The 13953-nt window shown below is 66.1% G+C and carries 15 protein-coding genes and 3 other RNA genes; 15 read left to right on the top strand and 3 right to left on the bottom strand.

Annotated features, from left to right (window positions below):
• Positions 1-107: 107 nt before the first annotated feature.
• The 9 genes from rph to ABQZ00_RS02490 all read left to right on the top strand — a co-directional run bounded on the left by rph (position 108) and on the right by ABQZ00_RS02490 (position 7912).
• Positions 108-833: a ribonuclease PH gene (gene rph / locus ABQZ00_RS02530; RefSeq protein WP_055848595.1), complete on the top strand. Its 726-nt coding sequence runs from the start codon at positions 108-110 to the stop codon at positions 831-833.
• The gene (locus tag ABQZ00_RS02525; RefSeq protein ID WP_055848592.1) at positions 830-1222 is read left to right on the top strand and encodes a VOC family protein; all 393 of its coding nucleotides are present in this window, start codon (positions 830-832) and stop codon (positions 1220-1222) included. Before rph ends, ABQZ00_RS02525 begins: the two co-directional genes overlap by 4 nt.
• Positions 1219-1818 carry an RdgB/HAM1 family non-canonical purine NTP pyrophosphatase gene (gene rdgB, locus ABQZ00_RS02520; RefSeq protein WP_323537678.1) on the top strand — a complete coding sequence of 200 codons (600 nt, stop codon included), beginning with the start codon at positions 1219-1221 and terminating at the stop codon, positions 1816-1818. Before ABQZ00_RS02525 ends, rdgB begins: the two co-directional genes overlap by 4 nt.
• A gap of 16 nt (positions 1819-1834) precedes the next feature.
• Positions 1835-2992 (top strand): radical SAM family heme chaperone HemW, encoded by a 1158-nt coding sequence (gene hemW / locus ABQZ00_RS02515; protein ID WP_323537679.1) that lies wholly within the window; start codon positions 1835-1837, stop codon positions 2990-2992.
• Between the two features lie 195 nt (positions 2993-3187).
• Entirely contained in the window at positions 3188-5614 is a 2427-nt protein-coding gene (locus ABQZ00_RS02510; protein ID WP_323537680.1) for a DUF1631 domain-containing protein, read from the top strand.
• Positions 5611-5958, top strand: coding sequence for a PilZ domain-containing protein (locus ABQZ00_RS02505; RefSeq protein WP_055848580.1), 348 nt, complete (start codon positions 5611-5613; stop codon positions 5956-5958). Before ABQZ00_RS02510 ends, ABQZ00_RS02505 begins: the two co-directional genes overlap by 4 nt.
• Before the next feature lie 59 nt (positions 5959-6017).
• Positions 6018-7343: a Xaa-Pro dipeptidase gene (gene pepQ / locus ABQZ00_RS02500; protein ID WP_323537681.1), complete on the top strand. Its 1326-nt coding sequence runs from the start codon at positions 6018-6020 to the stop codon at positions 7341-7343.
• Positions 7344-7408: 65 nt separating this feature from the next.
• A non-coding RNA gene (locus ABQZ00_RS02495) (sX9 sRNA) lies at positions 7409-7485 on the top strand.
• Between the two features lie 31 nt (positions 7486-7516).
• Entirely contained in the window at positions 7517-7912 is a 396-nt protein-coding gene (locus ABQZ00_RS02490; protein WP_055848575.1) for an XVIPCD domain-containing protein, read from the top strand.
• 99 nt (positions 7913-8011) lie between these two features.
• Here ABQZ00_RS02490 and ABQZ00_RS02485 read toward each other — a convergent pair.
• From ABQZ00_RS02485 to ABQZ00_RS02475, 3 genes are all read right to left on the bottom strand, one after another.
• A non-coding RNA gene (locus ABQZ00_RS02485) (sX9 sRNA) lies at positions 8012-8085 on the bottom strand.
• 210 nt (positions 8086-8295) lie between these two features.
• On the bottom strand, positions 8296-9627 hold the full coding sequence (locus tag ABQZ00_RS02480; protein ID WP_323537682.1) for an aminopeptidase P N-terminal domain-containing protein: 1332 nt from the start codon (positions 9625-9627) through the stop codon (positions 8296-8298).
• Positions 9628-9640: 13 nt separating this feature from the next.
• Positions 9641-10183 carry a YecA/YgfB family protein gene (locus ABQZ00_RS02475; RefSeq protein WP_115513786.1) on the bottom strand — a complete coding sequence of 181 codons (543 nt, stop codon included), beginning with the start codon at positions 10181-10183 and terminating at the stop codon, positions 9641-9643.
• Between the two features lie 237 nt (positions 10184-10420).
• On the opposite strand from ABQZ00_RS02475, the gene ABQZ00_RS02470 reads away from it, so the two are divergent.
• The 6 genes from ABQZ00_RS02470 to rpiA all read left to right on the top strand — a co-directional run bounded on the left by ABQZ00_RS02470 (position 10421) and on the right by rpiA (position 13737).
• Positions 10421-10642 carry a TIGR02449 family protein gene (locus tag ABQZ00_RS02470; protein ID WP_323537919.1) on the top strand — a complete coding sequence of 74 codons (222 nt, stop codon included), beginning with the start codon at positions 10421-10423 and terminating at the stop codon, positions 10640-10642.
• Positions 10639-10938: a cell division protein ZapA gene (locus ABQZ00_RS02465; RefSeq protein WP_323537683.1), complete on the top strand. Its 300-nt coding sequence runs from the start codon at positions 10639-10641 to the stop codon at positions 10936-10938. Before ABQZ00_RS02470 ends, ABQZ00_RS02465 begins: the two co-directional genes overlap by 4 nt.
• A 96-nt stretch (positions 10939-11034) precedes the next feature.
• A non-coding RNA gene (ssrS, locus tag ABQZ00_RS02460) (6S RNA) lies at positions 11035-11218 on the top strand.
• A gap of 714 nt (positions 11219-11932) precedes the next feature.
• Positions 11933-12523 (top strand): 5-formyltetrahydrofolate cyclo-ligase, encoded by a 591-nt coding sequence (locus ABQZ00_RS02455; protein ID WP_323537684.1) that lies wholly within the window; start codon positions 11933-11935, stop codon positions 12521-12523.
• Positions 12520-12990, top strand: a complete 471-nt coding sequence (locus ABQZ00_RS02450; protein WP_323537685.1) for an EVE domain-containing protein — start codon at positions 12520-12522, stop codon at positions 12988-12990. Before ABQZ00_RS02455 ends, ABQZ00_RS02450 begins: the two co-directional genes overlap by 4 nt.
• Positions 12991-13089: 99 nt before the next feature.
• Complete coding sequence (gene rpiA / locus ABQZ00_RS02445) at positions 13090-13737, top strand: ribose-5-phosphate isomerase RpiA (RefSeq protein WP_055848559.1); 648 nt, start codon at positions 13090-13092, stop codon at positions 13735-13737.
• Positions 13738-13953 lie beyond the last annotated feature (216 nt).

Raw genomic sequence — 13953 nt, 5'->3', positions numbered from 1 at the left:
TCCCGTGCCGTCAAAGCGCGAATGGTACCCTAGCCGCCCACACCGGCCGGCTGCTGCCCGCCGTGCATTGGCGCCAAGACCCACCTCCCGACTTCCGGACTCATCGCATGACCTTTTCCCGTCCCAGCGGCCGCATGGCCGATCAGCTGCGCCCGGTGCGCATCGAACGCTCCTTCACCCGCCATGCCGAAGGCTCGGTGCTGGTGAGCTTCGGCGACACCCGCGTGCTGTGCACCGCCAGCGTGGAAAACCGTGTGCCGAACTTCCTGCGCGGCAAGGGCGAAGGCTGGGTCACCGCCGAATACGGCATGTTGCCGCGCTCCACCCACACCCGCTCCGACCGCGAAGCCGCACGCGGCAAGCAGGGCGGGCGCACGCTGGAAATCCAGCGACTGATCGGCCGCGCCTTGCGCGCCTGCGTGGATCGCAACGCACTGGGCGAGCGCACCATCACCCTGGACTGCGACGTGCTGCAGGCCGACGGCGGCACCCGTACCGCGGCGATCACCGGCGCCTACGTGGCGCTGGCCGATGCGGTGAACCTGCTGCTCAAGCGCGGCGATATCAAGAAGCATCCGTTGATCGGCGCCGTCGCTGCGGTGTCGGTGGGCATCTATCGCGGCGAGCCGGTGCTGGATCTGGATTACCCGGAAGACAGCGACTGCGACACCGACATGAATGTGGTGATGAACGATGGCGGCGGCTTCATCGAGCTGCAGGGCACCGCCGAAGGCCACGCGTTCCGCCGCGAAGAACTCAATGCGCTGCTCGCTCTGGCCGAAAAGGGCATGGGCGAATTGTTCGCACTGCAACGCGCTGCACTGGCCGGATGAGCCGGCGCATTGCCCTGACCACGCTGCTGGTCGCCGATTACGACGCGGCCATTGCCTGGTACACCGGCGCGCTGGGCTTCCAGGTGCTGGAAGATCGCGCGTTGGGCGACGGCAAACGCTGGGTGGTGATCGGCCCGGGCAGCGCGCAGGACGCCGGCTTGCTGCTTGCGCAGCCGGCCGACGCCGCGCAGCAGGCGCGCATCGGCGACCAGACCGGTGGGCGGGTGGATCATTTTCTTTACACCGACGACTTCTGGCGCGACCACGCGGCAATGCAGGCGTTTGGCGTGGAATTTCTGGAAACCCCGCGCGAAGAACCGTACGGCACGGTCGTGGTGTTCCGCGATCTGTACGGCACCAAGTGGGATTTGCTGGAGCCCAAACAATGAAACAACTGGTCCTGGCCAGCGGCAACGCCGGCAAGCTGGAGGAACTGCGCGCGATGCTGGCCGCACTGCCGCTGCGCATCGTCGCGCAAGGCGAACTCGGAGTGGACGATGTGCCGGAAACCGGCCTGACCTTCGTCGAGAACGCGTTGATCAAGGCGCGCCATGCCAGCGCTATCACCGGCCTGCCCGCGCTGGCCGATGACTCCGGTCTGATCGTCGATGCGCTTGGCGGTGCGCCCGGTTTGTACAGCGCGCGCTACGCCGGCAGCCCGACCAATGCACAGGCCAACAACGCCAAGTTGCTCGACGCCATGCGCGATGTGCCCGCCGAACGCCGCAGCGCGCGTTTTTACGCGGTGATCGTGCTACTGCGTCACCCGGAAGATCCGCAGCCGCTGATCGCCGAAGGCAGCTGGGAAGGCGTGATCACCACGCAACCGCGCGGCGATGGCGGCTTTGGCTACAACCCGGTGTTCCTGGACCCCGTCTACGGCCTGACCGCAGCGGAAATGGACAGCGAGCTGAAGAACCGCCTCAGCCACCGCGCAGTGGCGCTGGCCACGCTGCAGCACAAGCTGCACGCGCTCGCGCTGTAACGGACGACCTCACGCAGTGCCCGACCTGATCCCGCCCCCGCTCTCGCTCTACGTGCACCTGCCCTGGTGCGTGCGCAAATGCCCGTACTGCGATTTCAATTCGCACGCGGCCAAGGGCGTGCTGCCGTTCGAGGACTACGTGGATGCATTGATCCGCGACCTGGATGCGGATCTGCCGCTGGTATGGGGACGCGTGGTGCATTCGGTGTTCTTCGGTGGCGGTACGCCCAGCCTGTTTCCGGCCGAGGCGATCGACCGTTTTTTGCAGGCCGCAGCGGCGCGGCTGCGGTTTGCGCCGAACCTTGAAATCACCCTGGAAACCAACCCGGGCACGGCCGAACATGGCCGCTTCGAGCACTACCGCGCGGCCGGCGTGAACCGGCTGAGCTTCGGGGTGCAGACCTTCGATGATGTGGCATTGCAGCGGCTGGGCCGCATCCATGACAGCGCCGATGCCGAGCGCGCGATCAAGCTGGCGCAGGATGCCGGCTACGACAATTTCAACATCGACCTGATGTATGCGTTGCCCGAGCAGACGCTGCTGCAGGCCGAGCACGATCTTGAGCGCGCCTTCGCGCTGCAGCCCACGCACATGTCGCACTACCAGCTCACGCTGGAACCGAACACGGTGTTCTTCGCGCAGCCGCCCAAGGGCATTCCCGACGACGATGCGGCCTGGGATATCCAGGAACATTGCCAAGCGTTGCTCGCCGACGCCGGCTACGCGCAGTACGAAGTCAGCGCCTACGCCAAACCCGGGCGACAGTGCGCGCATAACCTCAATTACTGGCGCTTTGGCGATTACCTGGGCATCGGTGCCGGCGCGCACGGCAAGATCAGTTCCGGCGCCGAGCAGCACGTGCTGCGTCGCTGGAAACACAAGCACCCGCAAACCTATCTGGCCAGTGCCGGCACCGCCGCGTCGATCGGCGGCGATGAAGTCGTGCCGCGCGAGCGCTTGCCGTTCGAATACATGCTCAATCTGTTGCGGCTGCACGAAGGGTTTCGCCTGAGCGATTTCGAGGCATCGACCGGCCTGGCTGCCGCGGCCATCGCTGCGCCGGTGGCGCGTGCGGTGGCACAGGGGTGGTTGATCGAGCAGCACGGACGTGTGGTGCCCACCGAACTGGGCCGCCGCTTTACCAACGATGTGGTCGAACTGTTCCTGAGCTGACCGCGCACGTCGCTCTGCAGGCGTTGTCGGCAGCACGCTGATACGACGGCTGGCAACGCTGCAGCTACCGGCGCACGCTCCTGCCGACGTACACGCACAGACAGCGACGCATCGACTGCCAGCGCCCACAGGGTCGCTGGGCAGTGGGAAAACATGCTACATAGCTCACGCTTCGCATCGAGCCCACCCTCCCGGATGTCCACGCCCGTTTCTTCCCTGCAGCCCACACTCAGCGGCCCGATCGCCGAGGCACCCGTGTCCGCGCGTGGCCGTCGCCTGCTGGGCATGCTGCATGCGCACTGCGTGCAGGCGCTCAACGGCTCACTGCGCTTGACCATCGTCGAGCTGGAGCGCGAACTGCTGCACCGGGCCGAACACGCGCGCAACAGCCAGATTCAGGCCGATACCTACGCGCAGATGCGTGGGCTACGCGATCACATCGACCAATTCCCGCAGCTGTTCCTGCAGCACATGGCGCAGGATCTGGCCCTGCTGCGCGAACGCCCCACGCTGATGCCGCCCGCCGAGACAACGGCCCAGCCGCAGATGCTGACCCTGGTGGAAGACACCGATATCGACCGCGATATCGTGCTCAGCGAGATCGCCCGCCGCGAAACGGCACGCCGTGCCGATGCGCTGCAATTGCTGGCGCAGCGGCTGGCGGTGATCGGCGCGGTGCCGGAGTTCGAGCTGGATGCCTTGCCGCTTGGCCCCTACGCGCTCTGCCGGATCCTGCGCGAGTGCGGCCAGCTGATGGGCCTCAACCTGGATGGTCAACTGGCGCTGTACAAGGTGTTCGAGCACCAGGTGATGGACCGCTTGGGCGACCTGTACGAGAGCGCCAACGCCACGCTGGCGCAGGAAGGCATTCTGCCGGGGCTGATCTACCACCCGTATCTGGTCAGGCCCACGCAGGTGCAGACACGCCGCACCTTGCCGGACAGCGCAGGCGCGCCCAGGAACGCTGCAACCTCTGGCACGCCCGGCGCCGCGCAACCCGGCGCGCGCCCGGCCACCGCATGGGCCGGCCAATCCGCGCCAACCGCATGGCAGAGCGCGCTGCTGGATGCGCACGGTACGTCCGCGATTGCGCCCCCCGCAGCAACAACTGCGCAAGCGACCTCACCCGCGCTGGACGACGCCGCACACGCGCTGGACAGCCTGATGTCCTCGGCCCGCCAGTCGCAGGCAGCAGCCAGCGCTGGCATGCATCAGCGCGGCGCGCCGGGCAGCCTGGTGCAGGCCGCCGCTGCACAACCGTCTGTACAGCCCTCTGCGCAACCCTCCGGCCCTACCCCGGTCAGCGTGCCCCAAGCGGCGCTCGGCGAGGCGCTGGCCAGCCTGCAAGGCGCGCTGGGCGCGCAGCCGGCTGCAGCGTCGCAGGCGTCCGGCATCGATGCGGTGCAGCGTCAGGTGCTGGCACTGTTACGCGCCGAGCACGGCGCGGATGCCGCACTGTCGCCGCAGGACAACGACACCTTCGATCTGCTCGGTCTGCTCTACGCACAGATGCAACGCGAAGTGCGCGAGCACACGCCCGCGCAGGCCCTGCTCGCCAAGCTGCAGGTGCCGGTGGTGCGCGCCGCATTGGCCGACACGCATTTCTTCGTGCGTGACCAGCACCCGGTGCGCGAGTTGCTCAATACCGTGGCCGAGTCCGGCGCGGTGTGGTTAGGGGACGACGACGTCGACCCGCAGCTGTTGCACAAGCTGGGCAGCGCAGTGGACACAATCGTCAACAACTACCAGGGCGACGAGGCGGTGTTTGTAACCGCAAACGACGATATCCAGACGCATCTGCGCAACCTGGCGCGCAAAGCCGAAGTGGCCGAACGCCGGCATGTGGATGCCGCACGCGGCAAGGAACGGCTGGAATCGGCCAAGCAGCAGGCGCAGGCACGCATCGAGCAACTCTGCGAAGACAGCGCGCCGCCGCGCTTCGTGCAATCGCTGCTGCGCCAGGCGTGGTCGGACGTCCTAACGCTCACCCTGCTGCGGCAAGGCGAGCAATCGCCCGAATGGGACGAGCGCCAGGCCCTGACCGCGCGCATCGCCGAAGTCACCTGCCGCAGCAAGGGACTGCCAACCGACATCGCGCTGGGCACCGACGTCGAAACCGCGTTGCTGCAGGTCGGCTATCACCACGATGAAGCGGCAGCGATCGCGCGACGCCTGTCCACGCCCGGTGGCGACGATGCGCTCACCTCGCGCACCGAGCTCACCGCCAAACTCAAGGCGCGCGCGCGGCTGGGCGACCAGGGCGACACCGCCGCGCGCAAGCCGGCCATCACACCGCGAACGCCGGACGAGGAAGCCTGCTACGTGCAGCTGCGCAGCCTGCCTTTCGGCACCTGGTTCGAATTCGTGATCAATCAACAAGGCGACCTGCGTCGGCAGCGCCTGTCCTGGTACAGCCCGATGACCGGCAACGCGCTGTTCGTCAATCAGCGCGGACAAAAGCTCGGCGAGCAATCGCTGGATGGTCTGGCGCGGCTGATGGCCAGCGGCCAGGCACGCTTGCTGGTGGAAGAAAAATCGCGGCTGATCGATCGCGCCTGGCATGCCACCGTGCGCACGCTACGCAGTCTGGCTGGCCACTCCCCCACCGAGGCCTCCGCATGATCCAGGACACCCGCCGCGCCCCGCGCCGCCAGCCCAGCGACATGGTGCCGGTCGTCGACATGCTCAGCGACGCGCAGATCGGCCGGGTCGGCAATGTCTCCGAAACCGGCATGTTGCTGCTGGCCTCGGTTCCGTTGCACGACGACGCGCTGTATCAGCTGCGTTTCAGCCTGCCCGAGCGCATCGGCCGCGCCACCGAAATCGATGTCGGCGTGCACTTGCTGTGGTCCGAGGCCGCACATGCGCCGGGACAGGCCTGGGCGGGCTTTCGTTTTTTGAGCATGTCCGAGCCGCATCGCCTGCGCCTGCGCGCCTGGATCGCCGAAGAACACATGGTCGGCTGACCGATTCACAGGCTTTGCGGCAAACTTGCGCCCTGCCTTGCATCGCGACCGAGTTCCGCATGACCCAGCCTTCCATGAGCCGCCTGTATTCCGACCACCTGCGCACGCTCACCGCGCGCACGGATGAAGCGCTGCAGCGCGGCGGCTTCGATCACCTGGTGGTGCCCAGCGGCACCACGCACTACCAGCTGTTCGACGACCGCGATTACCCGTTCGCGGTCAACCCGCAGTTCAAGACCTGGGTGCCGCTGACGCGCATCCCCAACAGCTGGCTGATCTACACCCCGGGCCAGCGCCCGAAGGTGCTCTTCTATCAGCCGTTCGACTACTGGCACGTGGTGCCCGACGCCCCCAGCGGCTGGTGGGTGGAGCATTGCGACATCCACATCATCCGCACCCCGGACGAGGCATTGAAGCTGCTGCCCGCGCGCAGCGAACGCTGCGCCATCCTCGGTGAAGCGCAGAGTGCGTTGGGCGCCTATGTGCCGAACAACCCGCAGCCGGTCATCGATTACCTGGACTATCAGCGCGCCTTCAAGACGCCGTACGAACTGGCGCTGATGCGCATCGCCCAGCAATTGGCGGTGCGTGGGCATCGCGCGGCCGAAGCGGCGTTTCGCGCAGGCCAGAGCGAATTCGGCATCCACATGGCCTACTGCGCTGCGGTGGGCCAGGACGCCAACACGCTGCCGTACGGCAACATCATCGCGCTCAACGAACATGGCGCAGTGCTGCATTACACCGAGCTGGGCCAACATGCGCCGCAATCGCTGCGCAGCTTTCTGATCGATGCCGGCGCGTCGGCAGACGGTTACGCAAGCGACATCACCCGTACCTACGCCGCCGACCCCGGCAGCGAGTTTCAGGCGCTGATCGACGCCGTCGATGCCGCACAGGTGCGCATGGGCCAGAGCGTGCGCGCCGGGGTGGATTACAAGCAACTGCATGTGGACGCGCATTTAGCCCTGATGGGCATCCTCAAGGATTTCGGCATCCTCACCGTGTCGGCCGAAGCCGCACTGGCCACCGGCGTCAGCGCCGCGTTCTTCCCGCACGGCCTGGGCCACCTGATCGGCCTGCAGGTGCACGATGTGGCCGGCTTCGCCGCCAGCGACCGCGGCGGCCGCATCGAACGCCCGGCAGGCCATCCGGCTCTGCGTCTGACCCGCGTCCTGGAACCCGGCATGGTGGTGACCATCGAACCCGGCGTGTACTTCATCGACATGCTGCTGGACGAAGTGAAAAAGAACGGCCACGCCGCCAGCGTCGACTGGCAGCGCGTGGAGCAGTTCAAGCCCTACGGCGGCATTCGCATCGAAGACGAAGTGGTGTGCACCGATGACGCACCGGAAAACCTGACCCGGCCGGTGTTTGCCGCACCTTGATTCAGAGCAGCTAAAAAAACCCACTGCGCAGCCGCCAGGCGGGCGCGGGCGGCGCTCGGTGCGGCATGCACCACTCGTACACTCCGGTTCTGAGCGCGCCGTCCACACCCACCTGACGACTGCTCGCTACGGTTTGTTAGCCACTCTTACACTGCACAGCACGGAGCATCGCCATGAACGATCCACGCCAGACCTCGCACCCCGACCACCCGATGTATCAGCAGATCGAACGCGGCGTGCATGCGATCGACGCCGCGCATGGGCGCGACCCAGACCAGACCAGCGCGCGACTCACTGCCGCCTTGCTGCCATTGGCGAAGGAAGGCGGGCTGTCGCGCGTGGATCACGTGCTGATGAGCGAAGCGAACAAGACCGGCGTGCACGGCGGCGAAAACGTGTTCGTGGTGCAGGGCGATCCCGCCAACCCGACACATCTGCGCGCGCACATGAAAACCGAGCAGGCACTGGCAACGCCCGAAGAACAGTCATTCGAGCGTGCGCGGCAGATCGCCGCACCTGGCGAGGCACTGCAACAGCCAGAGCGCACGCAGACGCCGCAGTTGGGCTAGTGGCACTGCCGGCGCGTCGTGCTCGCGCCGCGTCAGGCAAGGTCACATCGATGGCGCGCGCACTGGTTGGAAGCACGCTCGGCGCGAATCATTGAGATCGGCTCACACAACGCAGCGAGTCGTCAGGTGGATGAGGACGACGCACTCAGAAACGAAATGCACGCGCGGTACATGCCGTACCGAGCACCAGCCAAGTCCGCCTGGCGACTGCACAGCTGTCTTGTTGGCTGCTCCAAGTCCATCGCGCATCTTGAGTTGCGTGTGCGGTTGCGCCGGCCGACCAGCCGATTGCGGTGACGCATCGCAATACCAAGCGTCCAGCGTCTGTGTGAAGGTGCTGACGGCAACGCGGCTAGCGATCCAGACGCTCGACCTGTCAGCAACTACACACTGACGCCGGCCATCTCCGCTTCGATCTCATCGGCGCTGCGCGCAAGCGCATCGGTGAGCACGCGATGGCCATCGGCGGTGATCAGCACATTGTCTTCGGTGCGGATGCCGATGCCGCGCCACTTGGCATCCACGCTCGTATAGTCGGCGGAGACGTACAGCCCAGGCTCGATGGTGAACACCATGCCGGGCTCCAGCAGGCGCGAGTCGCCGGCCAAGCGGTAATCGCCGACGTCATGCACATCCAGGCCCAGCCAATGCCCGGTCTTGTGCCGATAGAACCGCTTGTACTGCTCCTCGGCAATGTTGCGCTCCAACTTGCCCTTGAGCAGGCCCAGGCGCAGCAGCCCCTCGGTCAAGGTCTCTACCGCAGCCAAATGGCCGGCCTCGTACGCCACGCCGGGACGCGCCTGTGCGAGCGCAGCCGCCTGCGCCGCGCCGACCAACGCGTGCAGCGCGCGCTGCGCGGGCGTGAAGCGGCCGTTGACCGGGAAAGTACGGGTGATATCGGCTGCATAACCGCGGTATTCGGCACCGGCGTCGATCAGCACCAGCTCGCCTTCGCGGCTGCGCGCATTGTTGGCGCGGTAATGCAGCACGCACGCGTTGCTGCCGGTGCCGACGATGCTGCCGTACGCCGGCCATGCATCGGCAGCGCGGAATTCGCGCTCCACCTCGGCCTGCAGTTCGTACTCGTGCACGCCCGGGCGCGCCAGCCGCATCGCCGCACGGTGCGCACGCACGCTGATGTCGGCGGCCTGCTGCATCAAGGCGATTTCGTCGCGCGATTTGAACAGGCGCTGCTCGTGCAGCAGATGGCCAAGCTCCAGAAACTCGTGCGGCGGCTGCGCGCCATGACGCACCTGCTCGCGCACCCGCTTGAGCCAGCCGATCAACTTGAGATCGAAATCGACATCGCGCCCGAAGTGGTAATAGACCCGGGTGCGGCCTTCCAGCAACCCGGGCAGAATCTCGTCCACGTCGTCGATGGGGTACGCATCGTCCATGCCGTAGCGTTCCACCGCCCCTTCCTGGCCCTCGCGTGGGCCATCCCATGCTTCGCGCTCGGCATCGCGCTCGCGGCAGAACAGGATCGCTTCGCCATGCTTGCGCCCGGGCACCAACACCAGCACTGCTTCCGGCTCGGGAAACCCGCTCAGATACCAAAAGTCCGAATCCTGCCGATACGGGTAATGGGTGTCGTGGCTGCGGATGCGCTCGGGCGCAGCCGGCAGGATCAGGATGGCCTGCTCGCCGGCCATCTGCATGAGCTGCTTGCGCCGGCGCGCGTATTCGGCCGCGCCGATCCCGGTGAGCTTTTTCATATCGGCGCGGCGATCAGTTCAAGCGTTGACGGAAACGCGGCCCCATCACGCAGTCGCCATGCAGCAACAGCACTGCCACGCGCACGAACTCTTCGATCTCGGCCAGCGCGGTGTCGTCTTCTTCGCCGGCATCGAAGTCGTCGCTGGAGGCCTGCGCCAGACGCGCCAGATCCTGCAACGCTTCCTCGCCCTCTTCGCTCAGCGCCGGGCGCTGCTGCGCGGCCAGCCCGAAACCACCCAGAAACGCGCGGCACCAGTCGAACAAGGCATCGGTGCGCGCCGGCAGCGGGGCGCCGTCTTCGACCAGCAGCAGCTCGAACGCGAAATCGCGATCTTCCAGCTGCGCAACCGTGACCTGGCGCATCTGATCCAGCGCGCCACCCTGTTTGGGCGACACCTGCGCGGTGTCGGCCAGGATGCGCGCCAGCCAGTCGCCGCTGTCGGCACCACCGCCGGACAGCCATCCGCATAAGCCGCCATGCAACTCCGCCGCAGAGGACGCCAGCGCGAGCTGACGACTTTCAGTTTGCACAGCGGTTACGTCAGGCAGATCCATCGACTCATCCAGGCTAAGGGCAGAAGGCGCCCACGCATGCGCGGGCGATCAGACTTCCCAGTGTATCAAGGCACCCCGTATCGGCTGCTACCGCGACGTTCCATGCAGCGTTCCACGCGCGCTACGCCGGACTGGCGCGATCTGGCCCAATGCCTTGGCGGGCTTAGCCTGACGGCACGTAAGCCACCGGTCGTCCGGCGCTTGACCGCCGCGCGCACGCGCCCCTATCGTGAGCGCATGGATAACGCTGCCGCCCTCACTCAACTCCGCGCACTTGCCGCCCGCGTGGAGGCGCTGGTCGAGCGAACTCAACGGCTGACCGACGAAAACCGCAGCCTGCGGCACCAACAGGAACAGCTGATCGGCGAGCGCTCGCAGCTGCTGACCAAGAACGAGCAGGCCCGTTCACGGGTGGAAGCCATGATCGTACGATTGAAGTCATTGGAGCAGCACACGTGAGTACCACCGAGCCGGTCAGCGTGCGTATTCTGGATCGTGAATACACGGTTGGCGTGACCGCAGAAGAGCGCGAGAGTCTCACCGCCGCAGCGCGGCTGCTGGATCTGCGCATGCGCGAGATTCGCGGCAGCAACCGTATGGCGGCGGTGGATCGCGTCGCGGTGCTGGCCGCACTCAATCTTGCGCACGAACTGCAGCAGGTGCGCGATCAGCAGGCACTCTACGATCGCGAACTGGCCAACACGCTCGACACCTTGAATCGTCGTATGGACAGCGTTGCCGACACGCCGCGTTGAGGCCTACGTCGCAGTGTCGTCGCAAAGATGAACTTTGCAGGGCGCGCGCCGACGAATGGGCTAGCCATCGCGCAGCAGAGGTCTATAATTCGATTGCGTTCTCTGCTGTAAACGACAGCGTGCAAAACATTCGCCTTGTCCCTTAATTACGACCATGGGGGCGCGACGAAGCCGGGTGTGCAAGTCCGCCTTGTAGCGGGAAGCCCGATGGCCTCACAACGTCCCCACTTGAACCCCGGGTTCAAGGTCGTTTCGCCCGCATCGTCACGGCGGAGAATGCAAATCTGAAACGGCGCCTTCGGGCGTCGTTTCTTTTTGTGCGTTCGAAGCCTGTCCGTTTGTGCCTCCACTTGTGCATCCACCGCTTGCAGCTGAGGCGTGAGCATGACTTTGCGGCAGTGCTGCCATGTGCGTTTGCACGCTATCTGTGCTCGCGCAGCTATGCCCTGGCGCGTTTACGCCGATTGACACCGCACTGGTGCGACGCGTCGCCGGATGCCGCGACCATGCCACTGCCCACCGACTCCGTGCTGGGATCGCCGGTGCGCGAACCCGAACCCAACACCGCCGAATCGGCACCGAAGGCGATGCGTGCGCCTTGCACCGCTGCACTTAGGCCTGGTCGCACCTGAACTCATCTCCTTTCGTCGGTTCGATTTCCAATAAAGCCCAGTTGGTGGTTCCGCAGCGCCTGCGCTTCCAGTGACGAAGCCAGATCCTTGCCGCGCGCAGCGGTCCAGCCCATCGCGCCACGCGCTCCTGCGAGCACGCCACGTGCCGATGGCGCGACCGCGTGTATGACCACCCGCGCATGATGTCGCGCACGCGATGCAATCAGGTGGCATGGCATGAGCGTGATCCGCACGACGACACCGCCAAAGAGATCGGCTTGCGTGAAACCCGACGGACTGCCAGCACGCCCTTCCGGACACACCGCTAGGCAGGTGGACGCCTGCCACCGACAATGTGCCTCCCTCACCGCCGCGAGACCCCAATGACCGAGGACCGAGAGGCGTTGCGCAAGCAGCTACGCGCGCAGCGGCGCAGCCTGCCGGCCACGCAGCGCTTGGCCGCTGCCGATGCACTGGCCGAGCAGTTGCTGGCGCTGCCGTTTGCGCCGCAGACCGGCGCGGTGGCCGGGTATTGGGCGATGGACGGCGAGATCGCCTTGCATCGCTGGCAACTGAGCTTGCCGGCGCAGGTGCGCTATTGCCTGCCGGTGCTGGACGGCCGCGTGCTGCGCTTTGCGCCGTGGCGGCCGGGCCAGGGCCTGGTCAGCAATCGCTACGGCATTCCCGAGCCGGACGTGGAGCGCACCGAGCTGCTTGCACCCGAAGAGATGGCGCTGGTAGTGACCCCGCTCACCGGTTTCGACGCCGCGTGTCGGCGGCTGGGCATGGGAGGTGGCTGGTATGATCGCAGCTTCGCGTTCCGGCATCGCCAGGCGCCACCGCCCTGGCTGGTCGGCGTCGGCTTCGCTGCGCAACAGGTACCTGCGTTGCCGACCGAATCCTGGGACGTGGCGATGGATGCCATCTGTACCGAACACGCCACTTTCCTGAAAGACGACACCCTCTCTGTATGACTGCCCGCAAGCGCTATTGGTTGATGAAGTCCGAGCCGGACACGTTTTCCATCGATGATCTGGAGCGCGTCGGCACCGAGCCGTGGAACGGCGTACGCAATTACCAGGCGCGCAATTTCATGCGCGACGGCATGCAGGTCGGCGATGGCGTGTTTTTTTATCACTCCAACTGCAAGGTGCCCGGCATCGTCGGCATCGCCAAGGTGGCGAGCGCGGCGTACCCGGACGACACCCAGTTCGACCCCAGGTCCGATTACCACGACCCCAAGGCCAGCCGCGAAGACCCGCGCTGGATGCTGGTGGACGTGGCGTTCGAGCGCAAACTCAAACGCCCGATTTCGCTGGACGAAATCAAGCAGCACGCCGATGCGTTGGGCGAAGGCTTCCCGCTGATTGCGCGCGGCAACCGCCTGTCGATCCTGCCGGTGACCGCCGCGCAATGGAAATTGTTGCTGGCGATGGAGTAGCCGGGAATAGGGATTCGGGAGTTGCGATTTGCAAATCCCGGCCCAGCCCAGCCGCTCTTGCGATTCCCGATTCCCGACTTCCCAATCCCGAGCCCCAACATGTCCGAAGCAAAACGCCTGGCCGCCGAGAAGGCAATCGATTACGTGGAAGACGGCATGATCGTCGGTGTCGGCACCGGTTCAACGGTGGCCTACTTCATCGATGCGCTGGGGCGTATCGGCCATCGCATCAAGGGGGCAGTGTCCAGCTCCGAACAAAGCACCGCGCGCCTGCGCCAGCACGGCATCGAGGTGCTGGATCTCAACCACACCGGCACGCTGTCGCTGTATGTGGACGGCGCCGACGAGTGCGACCCGAACCGCTGCCTGATCAAGGGCGGCGGTGCGGCGCTGACGCGCGAGAAGATCATTGCCGAAGCCAGCGAGCGCTTCATCTGCATCGTGGACCCCAGCAAGCAGGTGCCGGTGCTGGGTACGTTTCCGCTGCCGGTGGAAGTGATTCCGATGGCGCGCAGCTTGGTCGCCCGCCAGATCCTGGCAATGACCGGCGGCCAGCCGGTGTGGCGCGACGGCGTGGTCACCGACAACGGCAACGTGGTGCTGGACGTGCACAACCTGCAGATCACCGATCCGGTGGCGCTGGAGCGCAGCTTGAACCAGATTCCCGGTGTGGTCTGCGTGGGTTTGTTCGCGCGCCGCCCGGCCGATGTGGTGATCGTCGGCGGCGAACCGCCGCGCGTGCTCTGACGCGACTGGCCGTTGCCCGCCCACCGCACGGGACCTTCTGCGGCATGGATGCCGCCTACGCGCCTTCTTGGATGGATTCACAGCGTGTCCCGTGCCAATAGGCGGACAGCGGCGCAGCAGCCAAGCCGCAGATCAACCGCCAAATCGATCTCGACGCGTGCGCGACCAACAAGCACGTACCCATGCACCGGCTTGACGCACGCCGGTGCATGGCAG

Source organism: Xanthomonas sp. WHRI 10204, assembly GCF_040202875.1.
GTDB lineage: Bacteria > Pseudomonadota > Gammaproteobacteria > Xanthomonadales > Xanthomonadaceae > Xanthomonas.
The sequence above is the reverse complement of the archived record's forward strand: the minus strand, read 5'-3'. Positions and strand labels throughout refer to the sequence as shown.